This window comes from Saccharopolyspora mangrovi (assembly GCF_035320975.1).
In the GTDB taxonomy this organism is placed as follows: Bacteria; Actinomycetota; Actinomycetes; order Mycobacteriales; family Pseudonocardiaceae; genus Saccharopolyspora; species Saccharopolyspora mangrovi.
This window is the reverse complement of sequence record NZ_JAWLNX010000013.1, coordinates 41,788-59,195: the sequence shown is the minus strand read 5'-3', so window position 1 is coordinate 59,195 and position 17,408 is coordinate 41,788. Positions and strand designations below refer to the sequence as shown.

Below are 17,408 nucleotides of genomic sequence, written 5' to 3'. Positions count from 1 at the left end.
CGTTGGCCGCGGGCTGCGAGCATGGTGTCCGTGGATGAGACACAGGACCTGCAGGCCCGGCAGAAGCCCACCGGCGCCGCTGTGTGCGCGCACCTCGGGATCGGGGTCGACGACGAACAGGCGAAGCTGGCCCGCGACCGCCTCAACAAGTCGCTGGCCCACTACCGGGTGGCCCTGCTGGCGGGCGAACGCGCCGACTCCGAGGTCGTCGGCGCCTGACCCTCCGGGCGGGGACACCGCCGTCGGTGGGGCGAGAACGGCGGTATTCGTCAGTGCGAACACCGCGGTTTTCGCCCCACCGACCGCGCGTGCGCGGACTGCGCAAGATCGGAGAAGACCCGGGCCCGTCGAGTCCTCTAGGTTGGTGAAACCAGGCGATCATCGACGAAATGGACAGGGCATGGGGCAACGCGTTCGGGTTCACTGCATGACGGTTTCCCGCGACGGCATCGGCGCCGGTCATGCGCAGAGCTTGGAGCAGCCGTTCGGGCACGCGGTTGATCCCGGGGAGCTGTTCTCCTGGGCCGGTGCGACGGCCAGCTGGCCGCACCGGGCCGAGGGCGGCACGCGCGGTTTCGAGGACTACATCTCGCGCGACTTCACCCGCAACATCGGCGCCGAGATCATGGGGCGCAACAAGTTCGGCCCGCAGCGAGGCCCGTGGCAGGACCACGAGTGGCAGGGCTGGTGGGGCGACGAGCCGCCGTTCCACACGCCGGTCTTCGTCCTCACCCACCACGTGCGGCCGTCCTTCACGCTCTCCGACACCACGTTCCACTTCGTCGACGTGACACCGCAGGAGGCCGTCGAGAAGGCCAAGGCCGCCGCGGACGGCGAGGACGTGCGCATCGGCGGCGGCATCACGACGCTGCGCGAGTTCATCGACGCCGACCTCGTCGACGAGATGCACATCGGGGTCGTCCCGATCGAGCTCGGCGACGGCATCCGCCTCTGGGACAGCCCCGAGGAGCTGACCGACCGCTACCACCTGGAGCGCATCACCGCGCCGAGCGGCGTCGAGCACCACTTCTTCTGGCGCCGGTGAGTCAGCTGGCCGGGAGGTGCTGCGCCTTCGCCCGCTCCTCGGTCGCCCGGTCGTGGCCGAGGAACGGGGCGATGACGCAGTAGAGCAGGTCGGGCAGGAGGTCCGGGAGGTCGCCGGCCTCGCCTCGCTGGACCCGGTTGTAGAGGACTTCGAGCACCGCTCCGACGATGGTTTCGGCGGTGAAGCTCGCACCCGGAGCGGCCTGCGGCAGGTCTCGCGTCTGCTCGGTGATCAGCTCGGTCAGCTTGCGGATGATCTCGCTGCGGCGCCGCAGCGCTTCCGGTCCCGCGGCGAAGACCTCGACGATGCCCAGCATCGCCGCGTCCGGGTCGGCGGCGAGTTCGCGCAGCGTGCACTCGAGCGCGTCGCGGGCGCTGGCGACGTAGTCGTCGTGGGCCGAGTAGGCGTTGCGGATCGCGGTGACCACCCGTTCGGCGACCTGGTCGTAGGCGGTCAGGAACGCGGCCTGCTTGTTGCCGAAGTGCTGGTAGAAGGTCTTGCGGGACACCCCGGCGCGGCTGGTGAAGTCCTCGACCGTGGCATCGGCGTAGCCGCGTTCGCCGACGGCGGCCACGACCGCGGCGATGATGCGTCCGCGCTGGTCATCGGCGACCTGGTCGGCCGGGATCCCGTGCCGGCCGGGTGGCAGCTTCCGCTGATCGCGGGGAGCCCTGGCGCCCACCTGTCCGCTACCTCGCTCGTGGTCGTCGTTGCGATTCGCCGGGAGAAGATCTTCAAATGAAGCTTACCGGCCCGCTAACGTGCCCGCGTGCACATTTCGGGGAGCAAAGGTGACCACGCGCCTTCGAATTCGGCGAACTCGTTCACCGAGGCGGTCGAGGCGTGGCATCTCGCCTGCCGGCGGGCTTGCTGGGAGAACCAGAACTGCCTGGATCGATACGGCGCGGTGGTGGACGCGCTGATCACCTGGCTGGCCGAGCACCCGGCCGCCGCGCGGCTGTACTTCGGCGACTGCGGGCAGGCGGAACATCCCCGCCTGACGGCCTACAGCCGAGCCGCGAGGAACCGCCTGACCAGGTCGATCGTCGAGTTGAGCACGTCGTGCGGGACGCCCGAGGACGAGACGAAGATCGAGTTCGTGGCCGGTGCGGTCCGCCAGCTCGTTCGCGAGGAATTACGCGGGGAATTCGTCGACCACACTCGTTTGGCTCATCGGCTCACCCGTTTCACCCCGCTCTTCCGCGCACATCATCGCGGAACGCGAGAATGATGATCGAATTCTTCGTTGCCATTTAGAAACATTCGTGTTTCTATAAGTGTTCCCCCGGGCGACGCCTCGAATTCACCACCACTCCTGAGATCCACTCCACGACGCGAATTCCGCGCGCCGCTGGAGCGGCGAGGCATGCCCCGATGACAGGAGGTCATGATGCGCACAGCACGACGCAGGATGGCGGGCGTGGCGCTGATCGCCGCGTTCTCGCTCGGCGGCGCCGCAGCGGCGCAGGCAGCCACCGCCCAGGCCGTGCAGTGGAATCCACAGAACACCGTCGAACCGATCACGCTGGCCAGCGGTACGCAGCTGGTCATGCGGTCCAACACCGGCGTCGAAGTCAGGTGCAACACCGTCCGCGGCAACGTGCTGGCCCCCACCGGCGGCAACCCGGCGGTCGCCGGCACCGTCGACTCCTCGGGCGCACCCGCGGCGCCCACCATCACCGACTGCACCAACACGCTGGCCCCGTCAACGACGACCACCGTCACCGCCACCGGTCAGTGGCTGGCCACCGCGACCAGCACAGCAGCGTGGACATCAGCCAGGCCAGCGCGACGGTGAACATCAGCGGCGTCTGCTCCATCCAGGTCGACAACGCCGCGGTGCCGGCCAACGGCTGGGACAACGGGACGCACCAGCTCACCGCCAACTCCAACGCCTCGTTCCCGATCAACGAGAGCGGCCTGCTGTGCGACGGCGGGACCAGCGCGACCCTCAGCGGCGTGCTGCAACTCCCGGCCGAGGTCACCATCTCCTGACCCGGACGTGCGGGAGCGGGGTGCGGAAGACCTCCGCACCCCGCTCCTGCGCTGGTCAGCTCGCGTTGTGGCCGTGCGGGACCGCCGGACCCCTGGTGCGCTCGGCGAAGGTGGCGAACTGCGCCTGGCGGAGGCGAGCCCGCTCGTCGCGGGCCTGCGTCCCGTTGACGCCCTCGGTGCTGCGCGAGTAGCCCTCGATGACGTTGGCCAGTCCCCTGGCGTTGCGCTCCAGGGCCACCTTGTCGATGTTGCCGAGGTCGTCGCCCGCCTGGTGGTAGTTCGGGTCGTAGGCGACGCCCGCGGTGCCGCCCCACTTGGCGGCCTGCGCCTCGGTCTTGACCCCTTCGGCGCCGGTGAACAGGCCACCGGCCGGGATGCCGTTGGCGATGAACTCGCCGTAGTCGGAGCGGCCGTCGAAGTCCGTGCCCTCCAGCTCCACGCCCTGCGAGGCCATCGCGGCCGCGAAGTCCTGCTCGATCTGCGCCGAGCCCTGCGGACCGGGGCCCGCGCCCACCGCGTCGGAGTCGTCGCCGTCGTAGGCGAAGTAGGCGGCGTTCGGCGAACCGATCATGTCGAAGTTCAGGTACAGCGCGATGTCGAGCTTCTGCTCGAAGGTCAGGCCCTGCACGTACTTCGTGGAACCGACCAGCCCCGACTCCTCCGCGCCCCACCAGGCGAAGCGGACCGCGTTCTCGGTCTGCGGGCTGCCGCCCATGCGCAGCGCGGTCTCCAGCAGTCCGGCGCTGCCGCTGCCGTTGTCGTTGATGCCCGCGCCTTCCGGAACGCTGTCCAGGTGCGCGCCCGCCATCACGACGTTGTCGGGTCGACCGGTGCGGGTCTGGGCGACGACGTTGCGGGTGGTCACCGACTCCAGCCGCGACTGCACGTCCAGCTTCACCTCGGCGCCGGTCTGCCCGGCCAGGGCCTGGCCGACCTGCATGGTCACGCCGGCGCTGGGGATGCGCGCGTCGGCGGGGTCGCCGAGCGTTCCGTTGAGCGGGCCCTCGACGTTGTTGTAGATGATCACGCCCGCAGCGCCCAGGTCGGCCGCGACCTGCTGCTTCTGCGCGAACGTGCAGGACCCGCGCTGGATCAGCACGACCGAGCCCGCGACGCCGGGCGGGAAGTCGGTGGCCTCGCAGCCCGGTGTGTCGTCGACGGCCGCGACCGACAGCGGCGCGGTGATCCCGCCCTGCGGGGTGGCCGGGGAGTACTCCAGCGCGCCGCCCTCGGTGGGCTGGCCGGCGACCGCGAGGCTGAAGGAGTCCAGGTAGTAGGCGTCGTAGGTGAACTCCGGGGTGGTCACGTCGAAGCCCGCGCCGCGCAGCTTGCCCGCGACGTAGTCCACGCTCGCCTCGTAACCCGGCAGCCCGGACGCGCGGTTGCCGTCGTTGACCTCGGCGATCCGCTGCAGCGCGATCAGGTGGCGGTTCACCGCGTCGCCGGTGATCCGGTCGCCGAGACCGGCGGGCGCAGCGGAGGCCGGGGCGATGGCGACCAGGGCGGCCGCGCAGGTGGCGGCCAGCGCGGTTGCCGCGCGTCTGGGTGTGATGGTTCGCGAACTCATCATGCTCCCCGTTTTGAGTGGAATGGGTGAATGTCCGATCCAGTCAAGCGAACCCGGCTGGAGTTCAGAAGCGGGAATCTTTCCCGTTTTTCCCGACTCGCACCGCGTTCTCGGTTTTCGCGCCGCCCGCGGCTGGCTACCGTCACGGGCATGTATGGGATTTCAATCAGCGAGCCCGGCGACCCCGACGTTCTGGTGTGGACCGAGCACCCGGACCCGAAACCCGCACCGGGTGAGGTGGTCATCGACGTCGCCGCCAGCGCGGTCAACCGCGCTGACCTCGCACAGCGCCAAGGCAACTACCCGCCGCCCCCAGGCGCAAGCGACATCCCCGGACTGGAGTGTTCCGGCACGATCGCCGAGATCGGCGAGGGCGTGACCGGCTGGAACGTCGGCGACGAGGTGTGCGCGCTGCTCGCCGGCGGCGGGTACGCCGAACGGGTCGCGGTCCCGGCCGCGCAGGTGCTGCCCAAGCCCGAAGGCGTGGAACTGGTGGAGGCCGCCGGGATTCCCGAGGTCGCGTGCACCGTCTGGTCGAACGTCGTGATGGAGGCCGGACTCCGCGAAGGGCACCTGTTCCTGGTGCACGGCGGCGCGGGCGGCATCGGCACCTGCGCGATCCAGGTCGCCAAGGCGCTGGGCGCGCGGGTCGCGGCGACCGCGGGTTCGGCGGAGAGCCGCGCGCTGTGCGCGGAACTGGGCGCCGACCCGGTGATCTCCTACCGCGACGAGGACTTCGTCGAGGTCGTCAAGGGCCTCGGCGGGGCGAACGTCATCCTGGACAACATGGGTGCGTCCTACTTGGACCGCAACCTCTCGGCCCTGGCACCCGACGGGTTCCTGGCCGTGATCGGCATGCAGGGCGGCGCCAAGGCCGAGCTGAACATGGGCAAGATGCTGATGAAGCGGCTGCGGATGTCGATGCTCGGCCTGCGCGGACGGCCCGTCGACGGCCCCAACGGCAAGGGCCGCATCGTCGCCGACGTGCGCGAACGCCTCTGGCCGCTGATCGAGCGGGGCGAGGTCCGGATGCCGGTGCACGCCCGCATCCCGATGGCCGAGGCCTCCCGCGCCCACGCCACCCTCGAAGCCGGCGACGTCCGGGGCAAGCTCGTCCTCGTGCGGTGAGAGCGGGATTCGAATTTCGCGCGAAGTTCGAGTCCCGAAGTCCGAGGTCGAATTTCGCGCGCAATTAGAAAAACCCACCCCGGCCGGTGCGGGGGTTCCTATTCCCCCGCCATGTCGCCGCCCCGAAGTCCGAGGTCGAATTTCGCGCGAAATTCGAATCCCCCACCCGGTCAGGTGAGGTCGGCGACCGCCTGGAGGAGTTGGTCGACCTCGGTGGCGTTGGTGTAGTGCGCGAGGCCGACGCGGATGGCTCCGCCGACCTCGGCCGCGCCGAGGGCCGCGAAGACGCCGTGGGTGCCCGGGTCGGCGAAGGCGCAGATGCCCTGGTCGGCGAGGTGCGACACGGCGTCTTCGGCCTTCACCCCGTTGACGGTGAAGGCGATCGAGGGGATCCGGCGCATCGCGTCACCGATGAGCATCACGTCGGGCAGCTTGCGCAGGCCGTTGGTGAGGTTGGTCAGCAGCCCGGCCTGGTAGGACTTCACCGCGCGCAGCGAGGTCAGCAGCCGCTCGCGGCGCGGTCCGATGGCCGCGTCGTCGAGGTCGGCCAGGTAGTCGACCGAGGCGACCAGGCCCGCCAGCAGCGGCAACGCGTGCGGCCCCATCTCCAGGCGCTCCGGGCCGCGGGCGCTGTGGTCCAGCGACACCGACGGCAGGTGGTCGAGCATCGCCGGGTCGCGGAACGCCAGCGCGCCCACCTGCGGCCCGCCCCACGCGGAGGCGTTGACCGCCACGACGTCGGCGCCGAGCTCGGTGATGTCCAGCGGCACGAAGGGCGCGGCCGCCGAGGCGTCGACGACCAGCAGCGCGTCGTGCTCGTCGGCGGCCTCCGCCGCCGGGCGGATGTCCGGCCGGGTGCCGACCGCGCCGGAGGCGGCGGTGACCGCCACGACCTTGGTGCGCGGGGTGACCAGCTCGCTGTACTGCCAGGTCGGCAGCTCGCAGGTCTCGATGTCGATCTCGGCCCAGCGCACGGTGGAGCCGGAGCGCTGCGCGGCGCGCTGCCACGGGTCGACGTTGTCCGGCGAGTCCAACCGGGAGACGACGACGTCGTCGCCGATCATCCAGCCGTCGCCCAGGGCGTCGGCGAGCCGCCCGAGCAGCACGGCCGAGTTCGGCCCGAGCACCACTCCGGAGGGCTTGGCACCTACGAGATCCGCGATCGCGCGACGAGCGGCCTCCACGATCGCCTCGGCGCGCTGCGAAGCGGGGAAGTTCCCGCCCGGACCGGAAACCGGGGCCCGCAGCGCGGTCGAAGCCGCCGTGGCCACCTGTTCGGGAACCTGCATGCCAGCCGGGGCGTCCAGGTGCACCCACCCGTCGCCGAGCGCGGGGAAGAGTCCGCGAACCGCCGCGACGTCGAACGCCATGCCCGGAACATTACGCAAGCGCTGGTCACGATCACGTCTCCGGGTGGCCAACAGCGCAGGATTTCAAGATCCATTTCCGCAGCGCTGCGGGCGAGTCGGCACGACCGGTCCCACGTCCGCCCGGCAAACTGGAAGCATGGGAGCCATGAACGAGCAACAGCGTCCGCAGGTGTTCGTGGTCGGTGAGGACGGCAACCCCGTGGGCGCCGGCGCGGCCGAGGCGGCGGGCGACGAAGCCCAGGAGCACGGTGAGGACATCAACGGCCTGGTGGAGCAGCCGGCCAAGGTGATGCGCATCGGCACGATGATCAAGCAGCTGCTGGAGGAGGTCCGCCAGGCGCCGCTGGACGAGGCGAGCCGCAGCAGGCTCAAGGAGATCCACCAGTCCTCGATCCGCGAGCTGGAGCAGGGGCTGGCACCGGAGCTCATCGAGGAGCTGGAGCGGCTGTCGCTGCCGTTCGCGCAGGAGAGCACGCCGTCGGACGCCGAACTGCGGATCGCCCAGGCGCAGCTGGTCGGCTGGCTGGAGGGCCTGTTCCACGGCCTGCAGACCGCGCTGTTCGCCCAGCAGATGGCCGCCCGGGCCCAGCTGGAGCAGATGCGACGGGGGCTGCCCGCCGGATCCGGCGAACCGGACATGGGCCCGACCAAGGGCACCGGGCAGTACCTCTAACCGCCCACGCGGTAACGGTAGGTAGCGCCCGACGTCAAGCGGGCGCTACCCCTTCGAGTGACGCCCAGCCCGAAAGTGCGCTGGCGTGGTCGGTACTCTTTCGCTCGTGCATGCTACGAGCACGCTAGACCGACCCCCGGCGCCTGCTGAGATCTCGCCGCGGTCCTGGCGAAAAGCGTTCAAGGACATCACTGACGCCCTCAGCCAGCGCCAGCTGTGGGCACACCTGGGCTGGCAGGACATCAAGCAGCGCTACCGGCGCTCCGTCATCGGCCCGCTGTGGATCACCATCAGCATGGCCGTCACGGTCACGGCGCTCGGTCTGCTCTACTCGCAGCTGTTCGGGCAGCCGCTGGCGGAGCACCTGCCATACCTCGCCGTGGGCTTCATCGTCTGGGGCTTCATCGGCAACTGCGTCAACGACGGCTCCGAGGTCTTCATCTCCAACGAGGGCCTGATCAAGCAGCTCCCGGCGCCGGTCAGCATTCACGTGCTGCGGCTGCTGTGGCGGCAGGTGCTGTTCTTCGCGCACAACCTGGTCGTCTACTTCGTGCTGATGCTGATCTTCCCGCACCCGCTGAGCTGGGCGGCGCTGCTGGCGATCCCGGCGTTCGCGCTGATCGCGATCAACGGCGGCTGGGTGATCCTGGTGGTCGGCACCATCTCCACCCGGTTCCGCGACATCCCGCCGGTCACCCAGAGCATGGTCCAGCTGATGTTCTTCATGACGCCGATCGTGTGGAACTACGACCAGTTCAAGTCGAGCCCGAACCCCGCCATCGCGGAGCGCGCGAAGCTCGCCGAGATCAACCCGTTCATGCACTTCCTGGAGATCATCCGGCAGCCCATGCTCGGCAGCCCCATCGCCTGGCACCACTGGCTGGTGTGCGGCGTGATCACCGTCGTGGGCTGGATCGTGGCGCTGGTCGTGCTGCGCAACTACCGTGCCCGTGTCTCCTACTGGGTCTGAGTGAGGCCGAGAAACCTATGGTCAGCATCGACGTCTGGAACGCGGCGGTCGACTTCCCGATCTTCGACGCGAAGTCCCGCTCGCTGAAGAAGGCCGTTCTCGGCAGGGCGGGCGGCAAGATCGGCACCGAGGGCCGCGTCCCGATCATCGAGGCGCTGCACGACATCAACATGTCGCTGCGCGAAGGTGACCGGGTGGCGCTGGTCGGCCACAACGGCGCGGGCAAGTCCACGCTGCTGCGGCTGCTGTCGGGCATCTACGAGCCGACCCGGGGCAGCGCTCGCGTGGTCGGCAAGGTCGCGCCGGTCTTCGACCTCGGCGTGGGCATGGACCCGGAGATCTCCGGCTACGAGAACATCATCATCCGCGGCCTCTTCCTGGGCATGTCCCGCAGGGAGATGGAGAAGCGGATCGACGACATCGCCGAGTTCACCGAATTGGGTGACTACCTGGCGATGCCGCTGCGCACCTACTCCACCGGCATGCGGGTCCGGCTCGCGCTGGGCGTGGTGACCTCGATCGACCCCGAGATCCTGATCCTGGACGAGGGCATCGGCGCGGTCGACGCAGAGTTCCTGGAGAAGGCCCGGGACCGCCTCAACGACCTCGTCAAGCGGTCCGGCATGCTTGTCTTCGCCTCGCACTCCGACGAGTTCCTCGTCGAGCTGTGCAGCACCGCCATCTGGATGGACGAGGGCGGAATCCGCGAGCAGGGCTCGCTGCGCGAGGTCCTGACGCACTACAAGGGGTACGACCCCTTCAAGAACCTCAGTGACGAAACCCTGGCCCGAATCGGTGAAACTCGGGCCACGATCGGGAGCAAAGAAGGCTCATGAGCACCGACTCCGCACAGCAGCTGCCCGCCGGATCCGTAGTCGCGGTCATCGTCACCAGGCACCGTCGCGAGCTGCTGGCCGAGTCCTTGAAGGTCATCGCGAGCCAGACTCGTCTGCCGGATCACCTGGTCGTGGTCGACAACGGCCCGGACCAGCCGGCTTCCGACGTCGTCGACGACTGCCCGGTGCCCTCCACCTACATCGCCTCGCAGCGCAACCTCGGTGGTGCCGGTGGTTTCGCGCTGGGCATGCTGACCGCGCTGTCGCTGGGCGCGGAGTGGGTGTGGCTGGGTGACGACGACGGCCGCCCGTCCGACGAGCACGCGCTGGCCACGCTGCTGGAGGTCGCCGAGAAGCGCCGGCTGGCAGCCGTCTCGCCGGTGGTGGTCAACATCGACACCCCGGACACGCTGGCGTTCCCGCTGCGCCGGGGCCTGACCTGGAAGCGCCAGGTCAGCGAGCTGCCGGAGGACTTCCTGCCAGGCATCGCCTCGCTGTTCAACGGCGCGCTGTTCCGCGCCACCACGCTCGACGTCGTCGGCGTGCCGGACTACCGGCTGTTCTTCCGGGGCGACGAGGTGGAGATCCACCGCCGCCTGGTGCGCTCCGGCCTGCCGTTCGGCACCACGTTCCGCACGAAGTTCCTGCACCCGGACGGTTCGGCCGAGTTCAAGCCGATGCTGGGCGGCCGGTTCCACGCGCAGGACCCCTCGGACGACAACAAGCGCTACTACACCTACCGCAACCGCGGGTACCTGCTCTCGCAGCCGGGCATGCGCAAGATCGGCGCGCTGGAGGTCGTCCGGTTCGGCCTGTACTTCGTGGTGCAGCGCAAGGACCCCAAGGCCTTCCGCGAGTGGCTGCGCCTGGTGATCCAGGGACGCAAGGAGCGGTTCTTCCGCCGCTGAAACCAGCTTCGACCGAGCGGTCGCCCGAAACCCGGCGGCCGCTCGCTCTTTTACGCGGGCTTCACAGCGGACTCGATAACTGGAAGATCACGGAACGCTTAGAACGGCCTGAGACCGAGCTGAGTTCGCAGCTCACGGCGTTACTTCTGGTGTCGATTCGCACACCGCCGGAATGCCGCGAAAGCGCCCGGACCAGCAACTACTATTCTCCCTTCGTGCTCAGTGGCCAGGAAGACAGCCGCCGAACGGACGACCCTTCGGCAGACAACGGGACCGACCGCGCTCGACCGTCGGCCAGGCGGCTGAAGCTGTTCGCCTCCGTTCTGGGCCTGCTGGGCTCGGTGCTCGCGTTGGCGGTGCCGTTCCTTCCCGTCAACCACGACGTCACGACCCTGAAGTGGCCGACGTCGGAGGGCACCAAGCCGGTGTCGGCCCCGCTGGTCGGCTACTCGCCGCTGTGGCTCGACGCGCAGGTGCCCTGCGTCTCGGCGCGCAGCCTCGACGCGCGCACCGCCGGCCCGGCCGTGCTGCTGAGCACCAACCCGCCCTCGTCGGACTACGGCAAGCTGACCGGTCTGACGCTGCAGGTCGACAACGGCCAGCTGACGCTGCTGACCAAGGGGCAGCAGGTCGGCACGGCCGCGGTGCCCGCCGGGGACTGCTCGATCGCGCTGCACTCCGACGGCTTCGGCAGCACCGCCAGCGTCGGCGACCAGTCGATCGCCAACCTGCGCGGTGACCAGCGCCCGCAGCTGACCGGCATCTACTCCGACATCGACGACCACCTCGACGACGTGAGCGGCCTGTCGTTCGAGGCCCGCGTGGACACCCGCTACGAGAGCCAGGCGACGCCGCTGAAGCTGGCCGCGATCGCGCTGGCCGTGCTGGCCTTCATCGGGTCGGTGGTCTGCCTGCGGCGCCTGGACGTGCGCTCGGGCAGGCGGCCCCCGAAGTGGCTGGCGATCGGCTGGTGGAAGCCGACGTTCCGCGACGTCGCGGTCATCGGCTCGCTGCTGGTGTGGTGGGTCATCGGAGCGATGACCTCCGACGACGGCTACATCATGAACATCGCGCGGACGCGCGAGAGCTTCGGCTACATCAGCAACTACTACCGCTGGTTCGGCGTCCCGGAGGCGCCGTTCGGCTGGTTCTACGAGCTGTACTCGGTGTGGGTGCAGATCTCCACGGCCACGCCGTGGGTGCGACTGCCCGCGCTGCTGATGGGCATCGTCAGCTGGCTGCTGATCTCCCGCGAGGTGCTGCCCCGGCTGGGACAGCAGGTGCGGCGCTCCAACGCCGCCGGCTGGGCCGCCGCCGCGGTGTTCCTGGCGTTCTGGCTGCCCTACAACAACGGCCTGCGTCCCGAGCCGGTCGTGGTGCTGTTCTCGCTGCTGGCGCTGTGCGCCGTCGAGCGCGCCGTGGCCACCGGCCGGCTGATGCCCGCCGCGCTGGGCCTCGTGGTCGCCGCCCTGTCGGTGGGCGCGAACCCGCACGGCATGGTGTCCGTGCTGCCGTTCGTGGCCGCCCTCAAACCGCTGTTCCGGCTGGTCCGCAAGCGGGCGCAGGAGTTCGGCTGGCTGCCCGTGCTGGCACCGATCGCCTCCTCCGGGTTCGTGATCCTGACGCTGGTGTTCGCCGACCAGACCTGGCAGTCGGTCATGGACGCCACCGAGCTGCGCACCGACATCGGCCCCAGCCAGAGCTGGTACGAGGAGCTCAGCCGCTACAACCTGCTGTTCAGCCCCACGCCGGACGGTTCGATGACGCGTCGCTTCCCGGTGCTGCTGGTCATCCTGTGCCTGGCGACCTGCGCCGTGGTGCTGCTGCGCCGCGGCCGGATCCGCGGTGCGGCGCTGGGCCCGAGCCGGCGGCTGCTGGCGATCGCCGCGATGTCCTTCGGCGTGCTGGTGCTGACCCCCACCAAGTGGTCGCACCACTTCGGCATCTTCGCCGCCACCGGCGGTGCGCTGGCCGCGCTGACCGCGCTGGCCACCAGCAGCACCGTGCTGCGCTCCAAGCGCAACCGGGCGGCGTTCTTCGCCGGGCTGATGGTCATCCTCGCCTTCGCCGCCACCGGCCCGAACGGCTGGTGGTACGTCTCGGGCTGGGGTGTGCCCTGGTACAACATGCCGCCGCAGTTCAAGGCCCGGCACCTGAGCACGGTGCTGCTGATCCTCGCCTTCATCGCGCTGGTCGTGGCGTTCGTCGAACACCTGCGCATCGACGAGCACAACCCGAAGGTCGTCGACGAGCGCTTCAACCGCGAGGAGAAGCGCAACCTCGCGCTGCGCTGGGGCACCGCGCCGCTGTCGATCATCTGCGCGCTGCTGGTGCTGTTCGAGCTGGCGAACTTCGGCAAGGTCATCCAGAAGCAGTGGGGCAGCTACAGCCTCGGCGCGGACAACATCAAGCAGATCGTGGGCACCAGCTGCGGTTTGTCGGACTACATCTACGTCGAGACGAACCCGCAGTCCGGGATGTTGCGGGTGTCCGGGGACCAGCCGTCGGTGGCGGCGCCGTCCGAGGACAAGGAGATCGGCGTCCCGCCCAAGCGCCTGCAGGACAAGGAAGACGCCAACCAGTACATGCGGGCGAAGCTGTCCGGCTTCAACCGGCCGGGCCTGCCGCCGGGCGACGGCACCGACCCGCAGGAACCCAACTGGAAACCGCCGCACCAGTTCGGCAACGACAACGCGCCCGTGTGGGGCAGCTACGACGCCGCCGCGGTCGGCACCGGTGAGCTGCGCACCCAGTGGTACGACCTGCCCGAGCGCGCGGCCAAGGGCGAGGTGCCGGTGGTGCTGTCGCTGGCCGGCGCCGAGCTGGGCGCGAACTCGGTGGCGCTGGAGTTCGGGCACGACACCCCGAACGGCTTCCAGATCACCGAGCGCAAGTACGTGGTGCAGCAGGAGGGCGGCCCGAACTGGCGGGACTTCCGCTACACGCTGGGCGGCAAGTCCGAGGGCGCCACGAAGATGCGCGTGGTCGCGGTCGACAACGCGCTCGGCCCGAACGGCTGGGTCGCGGTCAGCGCCCCGCGCGCACCGCAGCTGGTGAACATGACCGACTTCGTCGGTGACCAGCCCACGTTCGTGGAGTGGACGGCCGCGCTGGTGCACCCGTGCCTGCAGCTGCCGGGCGTGCACCACGGCGTCGCCGAGATCCCGAAGTTCCGGGTCGCGGCGGGTGCCGAGGTGCGCGACATCGGCCAGGGCTGGTCGTCGCCGGACGCCGGCGGACCGTTCGGCTGGCTGAACGTGGCGACGAGCATGCGCGAGCTGCCGACGTACATGAAGAACAACATCCACCGGGACTGGGGCTCGCTGTACGCCGTCGACCCCTACGACGCCGACGCGGTGCCCGCTCAGACCGCGATGGACGTCCACACGGAGACCCACTGGGGCAACTGGACCCCCGGACCGCTGCCGAAGACGCTGCAGCTCCCGGGCGACGTCCCCAGCTCCGACGACCGCAACGACGTCAAGGGCTTCGAAGCCCCCGAGGAATCGGACCAGTAACCGACCCCGGACCCCCAACGAGCGCCCCTCCCACCGGGCCGGACACCCCTGGTGCCCGCCCACCGGGAGGGGCGCTCGCACGTCCGGGGAAGCCACCCCGGCAAGACCGCACCGCACCACCAAGCCCCCACGCCGGAGCCACCACACCACCTCCGGAGCCACTCCAGCCCCGCAGGTGCTCACCCGTTGCGGGGTGGATTCGAATTTCGCGCGAAATTCGAGTCCTGGAGTTCGAGGTCGAACTTCGCGCGAAATTCGAACGGCCGTGACGCGAGGAGGGCGCCCGGCCGTGGTGGCCGAGCGCCCTCCGGGAAGAGTTCGCGTTGGTCAGTCGCGGAAGATGAGGAGCTTGAGCATGATGAAGTTGATCATCGTTCCGAGTCCCTGGGCGATGACCCAGAACAGGGTGAACTGCCAGGGCTCCTGAGCGTTGAACAGCACGCACAGCACCTGGTTGGAGCCCATGTTCACGAAGAACGTCGTGGTGTAGAGCACCGCGAAGGCGCCGGCCTTCGCGGTGGTGTTGCCCTGGCCCGCGCCCTGGAAGGTGAACTTCCGGTTGATCACGTAGGACGCCGTGGTGCCCAGGATGAACGAGATGGACTTGGACAACCAGATCGGCCAGCCGAGCACGCCCAGCAGCAGCGAGTAGGTGCCGAAGTCGATGACGGCGCATCCGCCACCGATGATGATGAACCGCATCAGCTGGGCGAGCACGCCCAGCTTCTTGGGCTCGGTGTTAGCTGCGGTATCGGCCACTGTCACAAGTTCACCTTCAAGAAACGACGGCAGGACCAGACGCCCAGGACCGTCCGCGTCCAGGATGCCCGGACCGCGGCACACACGTCCCCCGCGAGTGTAGCGATGACGCTTCGCGGTCCACCGGGGACCGCTCGTACCCGGCGGTAGAACAACCCGATGCGCGGATAGACTCAGCTGGGTGGGATCGGTAAAGGGTGAGCTACGAACGCTGAGGAGCCTGGCGCGCAACGCGCCTGCCAGGGCAGACCTCGGCCGCGTCCTGGACCACCACTGGCAGGGAGGCTTCGGCGGTCACCTCCGGTCGCCGGACCTGCTCAACGCGGACGGCGGGGTCCGCGCCCACGAGCCCGGGAGTGAGACCTCGGAGCTGTTCCGGACGACCGTCGGCAGCATGGACTCGACCGGCGGCCTCCCGGACGCCATCACCAAGTTCGAGCACGTCGAGAACGTGCAGAAGAATAAACTCGACCTTTCGCGAAGGCTGGGCCTGTGACCGCAGCAATGGAGTACCGCACGCTGACCGGTTGGGCACGGACCGCGCCGTCCCGGGCGCGCGTGCTCAGCACGACCGACGTCGACGCCATCGCCGAGGCGGTGCGCACCGCCGACGAGCGGGGCGTCATCGCCCGCGGCTTGGGCCGCAGCTACGGCGACGTCGCGCAGAACGCCGGTGGCGTGGTCGTCGACATGACCGCGCTCAACCGCGTTCACGACATCAACCCGGACACCGCCATCGTCGACGTCGACGCGGGCGTGAGCCTGGAAGAGCTGATGAAGGCCGCGCTGCCCTACGGCCTGTGGGTCCCGGTGCTGCCGGGAACCCGGCAGGTCACGGTGGGTGGCGCGATCGCCAACGACATCCACGGCAAAAACCACCACAGCGCCGGCAGCTTCGGCAACCACGTGGTGGCGATGGACCTGCTGACCGCCGACGGCGAGATCCGCACCATCACGCCGAACGGCCCGGACGCCGACCTGTTCTGGGCGACGGTGGCCGGCATCGGCCTGACCGGCATCATCCTGCGCGCCTCGATCCGGATGACCCGGACCGAGACCGCGTACTTCATCGCCGACGCCGACCGGACCGCGAACCTCGACGAGACCATCGAGCTGTTCAACGACGGTTCGGACGACAAGTACACCTACTCGTCGGCGTGGTTCGACTCGATGTCCACCGGCCCGAAGCTGGGTCGCGCCGCGTTCGGCCGCGGCTCGCTGGCCACGCTCGACCAGCTGCCGCCGAAGCTGCGGGCCGACCCGCTGAAGTTCGACGCGCCGCAGCTGCTGACGCTGCCGGACATCTTCCCGCCGCGGTTGGCCAACAAGCTGACCTTCGGCACCATCGGCGAGCTGTACTACTGGAAGACGCCGAAGCGCGGCCGCGACCTGATCCAGAACCTGACCGCCTTCTACCACCCGCTGGACCTGATCGGCGAGTGGAGCCGGGCCTACGGTTCGCAGGGCTTCCTGCAGTACCAGTTCTCGCTGCCCTACGGCAAGGACGAGGACCTCAAGCGGATCATCCGCAAGGTCGCCGAGTCCGGCCACGTGTCGTTCCTCAACGTCATCAAGAAGATGGGCGAGGGCAACCGGGCGCCGCTGTCCTACCCGCACCCGGGCTGGTTGGTCTGCCTGGACTTCCCGATCGTGGACGGCCTCGGCCGCTTCTGCACGGAGCTGGACGAGGAGGTCCTGGCCCTCGGCGGCCGGCTCTACACCGCGAAGGACTCCCGGACCACGGCCGAGAACTTCCACAAGATGTACCCGCGGGTCGACGAGTTCAAGAAGATCCGCCAGAACATTGACCCCGAAGGCAAATTCGCCTCAGACATGAGCCGGAGGCTTGAGCTGTGATCGACGCTGTTGGCAACCCCCAATCCCTGCTGGTGCTCGGTGGCACCTCGGACATCGCGCTGACCACCGCGAAGCAGTACGCGCAGACGCAGGCGCTGCGCATCGTGCTGGCCGACCGCCCCGAGGAGGCCGACCGGCTCAACGCCGCCGCCGAGGAGCTGCGCAAGACCGGTAGCACGGTATCGATCCTGCACTTCGACGCCCGCAAGCCGGAGACGCACGCCGAGGTCATCGACAAGGCCTTCGCCGACGGCGACATCGACGTCACCCTGATCGCCTTCGGCATCCAGGGCGACAACGAGAAGGGCTGGACGGACTTCGAGGCCGCCCGCGCCGTCGCCGACATCAACTACGTCGCCCCGGTGGGCCTGGGCGTGCTGCTGGCCAACAAGCTCAAGAAGCAGGGCCACGGCAGCATCGCGGTGATGGCCTCCCCGGCCGGTGAGCGCGCTCGCCGCTCGAACTTCGTCTACGGCTCCTCCAAGGGCGGCCTGGACATCTTCTACACCGGTCTCACCTACGCGCTGGAGGAGCACGGTGTGAAGGTCACCGTGATCCGCCCGAACTTCGTGCACACGAAGCTGACCGCGGGCATGAAGCCGCCGCCCATGTCGCAGACCCCGGACCAGGTCGCCGCGTCGATCATCGACGGCGTCCGCAAGGGCAAGGAAGAGGTCTACGCGCCCGGCCAGATGCGCTGGGTCATGTTCGTGCTCAAGCACGTTCCGCGCTTCATCTTCAAGAAGCTGCCGTTCTGATCGAACGATCGAATCGGGGCCGTC

18 protein-coding genes are annotated in these 17,408 nt (G+C 69.3%); 14 read left to right on the top strand and 4 right to left on the bottom strand.

The annotated features are described in order from the left end of the window. Positions 1–30: 30 nt before the first annotated feature. Together R4I43_RS19010 and R4I43_RS19005 are read left to right on the top strand one after the other, a co-directional pair. The gene (locus R4I43_RS19010; protein ID WP_324266994.1) at positions 31–219 is read left to right on the top strand and encodes a hypothetical protein; all 189 of its coding nucleotides are present in this window, start codon (positions 31–33) and stop codon (positions 217–219) included. A gap of 181 nt (positions 220–400) precedes the next feature. Beyond that, entirely contained in the window at positions 401–1,045 is a 645-nt protein-coding gene (locus R4I43_RS19005) for a dihydrofolate reductase family protein (RefSeq protein ID WP_324266993.1), read from the top strand. A gap of 1 nt (position 1,046) precedes the next feature. Here R4I43_RS19005 and R4I43_RS19000 read toward each other — a convergent pair whose 3' ends face one another. Beyond that, the gene (locus tag R4I43_RS19000) at positions 1,047–1,727 is read right to left on the bottom strand and encodes a TetR/AcrR family transcriptional regulator (protein ID WP_324266992.1); all 681 of its coding nucleotides are present in this window, start codon (positions 1,725–1,727) and stop codon (positions 1,047–1,049) included. A gap of 228 nt (positions 1,728–1,955) precedes the next feature. Between R4I43_RS19000 and R4I43_RS18995 the strand changes: the two genes are divergently transcribed. The 3 genes from R4I43_RS18995 to R4I43_RS18985 all read left to right on the top strand — a co-directional run bounded on the left by R4I43_RS18995 (position 1,956) and on the right by R4I43_RS18985 (position 3,040). After that, complete coding sequence (locus R4I43_RS18995) at positions 1,956–2,276, top strand: hypothetical protein (RefSeq protein WP_324266991.1); 321 nt, start codon at positions 1,956–1,958, stop codon at positions 2,274–2,276. A gap of 159 nt (positions 2,277–2,435) precedes the next feature. Beyond that, positions 2,436–2,843, top strand: a complete 408-nt coding sequence (locus tag R4I43_RS18990; protein ID WP_324266990.1) for a hypothetical protein — start codon at positions 2,436–2,438, stop codon at positions 2,841–2,843. Further along, the gene (locus R4I43_RS18985) at positions 2,813–3,040 is read left to right on the top strand and encodes a hypothetical protein (RefSeq protein ID WP_324266989.1); all 228 of its coding nucleotides are present in this window, start codon (positions 2,813–2,815) and stop codon (positions 3,038–3,040) included. The genes R4I43_RS18990 and R4I43_RS18985 overlap by 31 nt, the downstream gene beginning before the upstream one ends. Before the next feature lie 55 nt (positions 3,041–3,095). On the opposite strand, the gene R4I43_RS18980 is transcribed toward R4I43_RS18985, so the two are convergent. After that, positions 3,096–4,607 (bottom strand): M28 family metallopeptidase, encoded by a 1,512-nt coding sequence (locus R4I43_RS18980; RefSeq protein WP_324266988.1) that lies wholly within the window; start codon positions 4,605–4,607, stop codon positions 3,096–3,098. Positions 4,608–4,757: 150 nt separating this feature from the next. Here R4I43_RS18980 and R4I43_RS18975 point away from each other — a divergent pair, with 150 nt between their 5' ends. Further along, on the top strand, positions 4,758–5,735 hold the full coding sequence (locus tag R4I43_RS18975; RefSeq protein WP_324266987.1) for an NAD(P)H-quinone oxidoreductase: 978 nt from the start codon (positions 4,758–4,760) through the stop codon (positions 5,733–5,735). A gap of 170 nt (positions 5,736–5,905) precedes the next feature. On the opposite strand, the gene R4I43_RS18970 is transcribed toward R4I43_RS18975, so the two are convergent. Continuing rightward, a complete protein-coding gene (locus R4I43_RS18970) occupies positions 5,906–7,105 on the bottom strand; it encodes a cysteine desulfurase-like protein (RefSeq protein ID WP_324266986.1) in 1,200 nt (399 codons plus the stop codon). A gap of 145 nt (positions 7,106–7,250) precedes the next feature. On the opposite strand from R4I43_RS18970, the gene R4I43_RS18965 reads away from it, so the two are divergent. The 5 genes from R4I43_RS18965 (at position 7,251) to R4I43_RS18945 (ending at position 14,010) form a co-directional block, all read left to right on the top strand. After that, the gene (locus R4I43_RS18965; RefSeq protein WP_324266985.1) at positions 7,251–7,778 is read left to right on the top strand and encodes a bacterial proteasome activator family protein; all 528 of its coding nucleotides are present in this window, start codon (positions 7,251–7,253) and stop codon (positions 7,776–7,778) included. Between the two features lie 106 nt (positions 7,779–7,884). Beyond that, complete coding sequence (gene wzm, locus R4I43_RS18960) at positions 7,885–8,748, top strand: galactan export ABC transporter permease subunit Wzm/RfbD (protein WP_324266984.1); 864 nt, start codon at positions 7,885–7,887, stop codon at positions 8,746–8,748. A gap of 17 nt (positions 8,749–8,765) precedes the next feature. Beyond that, positions 8,766–9,584, top strand: a complete 819-nt coding sequence (gene wzt, locus R4I43_RS18955; RefSeq protein WP_324266983.1) for a galactan export ABC transporter ATP-binding subunit Wzt/RfbE — start codon at positions 8,766–8,768, stop codon at positions 9,582–9,584. Beyond that, a complete protein-coding gene (glfT1, locus tag R4I43_RS18950) occupies positions 9,581–10,492 on the top strand; it encodes a galactofuranosyltransferase GlfT1 (protein ID WP_324266982.1) in 912 nt (303 codons plus the stop codon). Before wzt ends, glfT1 begins: the two co-directional genes overlap by 4 nt. A gap of 215 nt (positions 10,493–10,707) precedes the next feature. Next, the gene (locus R4I43_RS18945; RefSeq protein WP_324266981.1) at positions 10,708–14,010 is read left to right on the top strand and encodes an arabinosyltransferase domain-containing protein; all 3,303 of its coding nucleotides are present in this window, start codon (positions 10,708–10,710) and stop codon (positions 14,008–14,010) included. A gap of 327 nt (positions 14,011–14,337) precedes the next feature. Here R4I43_RS18945 and R4I43_RS18940 read toward each other — a convergent pair whose 3' ends face one another. After that, a complete protein-coding gene (locus tag R4I43_RS18940) occupies positions 14,338–14,775 on the bottom strand; it encodes a GtrA family protein (RefSeq protein ID WP_324266980.1) in 438 nt (145 codons plus the stop codon). Positions 14,776–14,950: 175 nt separating this feature from the next. Here R4I43_RS18940 and R4I43_RS18935 point away from each other — a divergent pair, with 175 nt between their 5' ends. The 3 genes from R4I43_RS18935 to R4I43_RS18925 are packed head-to-tail and all read left to right on the top strand — an operon-like array spanning position 14,951 to position 17,384. Next, on the top strand, positions 14,951–15,265 hold the full coding sequence (locus tag R4I43_RS18935) for a hypothetical protein (RefSeq protein ID WP_324266979.1): 315 nt from the start codon (positions 14,951–14,953) through the stop codon (positions 15,263–15,265). Positions 15,266–15,273: 8 nt separating this feature from the next. Next, positions 15,274–16,626, top strand: a complete 1,353-nt coding sequence (locus R4I43_RS18930) for an FAD-binding oxidoreductase (protein ID WP_324267120.1) — start codon at positions 15,274–15,276, stop codon at positions 16,624–16,626. Further along, positions 16,623–17,384 carry a decaprenylphospho-beta-D-erythro-pentofuranosid-2-ulose 2-reductase gene (locus R4I43_RS18925; protein WP_324266978.1) on the top strand — a complete coding sequence of 254 codons (762 nt, stop codon included), beginning with the start codon at positions 16,623–16,625 and terminating at the stop codon, positions 17,382–17,384. The genes R4I43_RS18930 and R4I43_RS18925 overlap by 4 nt, the downstream gene beginning before the upstream one ends. Positions 17,385–17,408 lie beyond the last annotated feature (24 nt).

Bases quoted from the DNA above. Each gene is read 5' to 3' on its own strand.
- R4I43_RS18990 (WP_324266990.1), top strand. From the start codon at position 2,436: ATGCGCACAGCACGACGCAGGATGGCGGGCGTGGCGCTGATCGCCGCG.
- wzt (WP_324266983.1), top strand. From the start codon at position 8,766: ATGGTCAGCATCGACGTCTGGAACGCGGCGGTCGACTTCCCGATCTTC.
- R4I43_RS18980 (WP_324266988.1), bottom strand. From the start codon at position 4,607: ATGAGTTCGCGAACCATCACACCCAGACGCGCGGCAACCGCGCTGGCC.
- R4I43_RS18930 (WP_324267120.1), top strand. From the start codon at position 15,274: ATGGAGTACCGCACGCTGACCGGTTGGGCACGGACCGCGCCGTCCCGG.
- R4I43_RS19005 (WP_324266993.1), top strand. From the start codon at position 401: ATGGGGCAACGCGTTCGGGTTCACTGCATGACGGTTTCCCGCGACGGC.
- R4I43_RS18975 (WP_324266987.1), top strand. From the start codon at position 4,758: ATGTATGGGATTTCAATCAGCGAGCCCGGCGACCCCGACGTTCTGGTG.
- R4I43_RS18970 (WP_324266986.1), bottom strand. From the start codon at position 7,105: ATGGCGTTCGACGTCGCGGCGGTTCGCGGACTCTTCCCCGCGCTCGGC.
- R4I43_RS18965 (WP_324266985.1), top strand. From the start codon at position 7,251: ATGAACGAGCAACAGCGTCCGCAGGTGTTCGTGGTCGGTGAGGACGGC.
- glfT1 (WP_324266982.1), top strand. From the start codon at position 9,581: ATGAGCACCGACTCCGCACAGCAGCTGCCCGCCGGATCCGTAGTCGCG.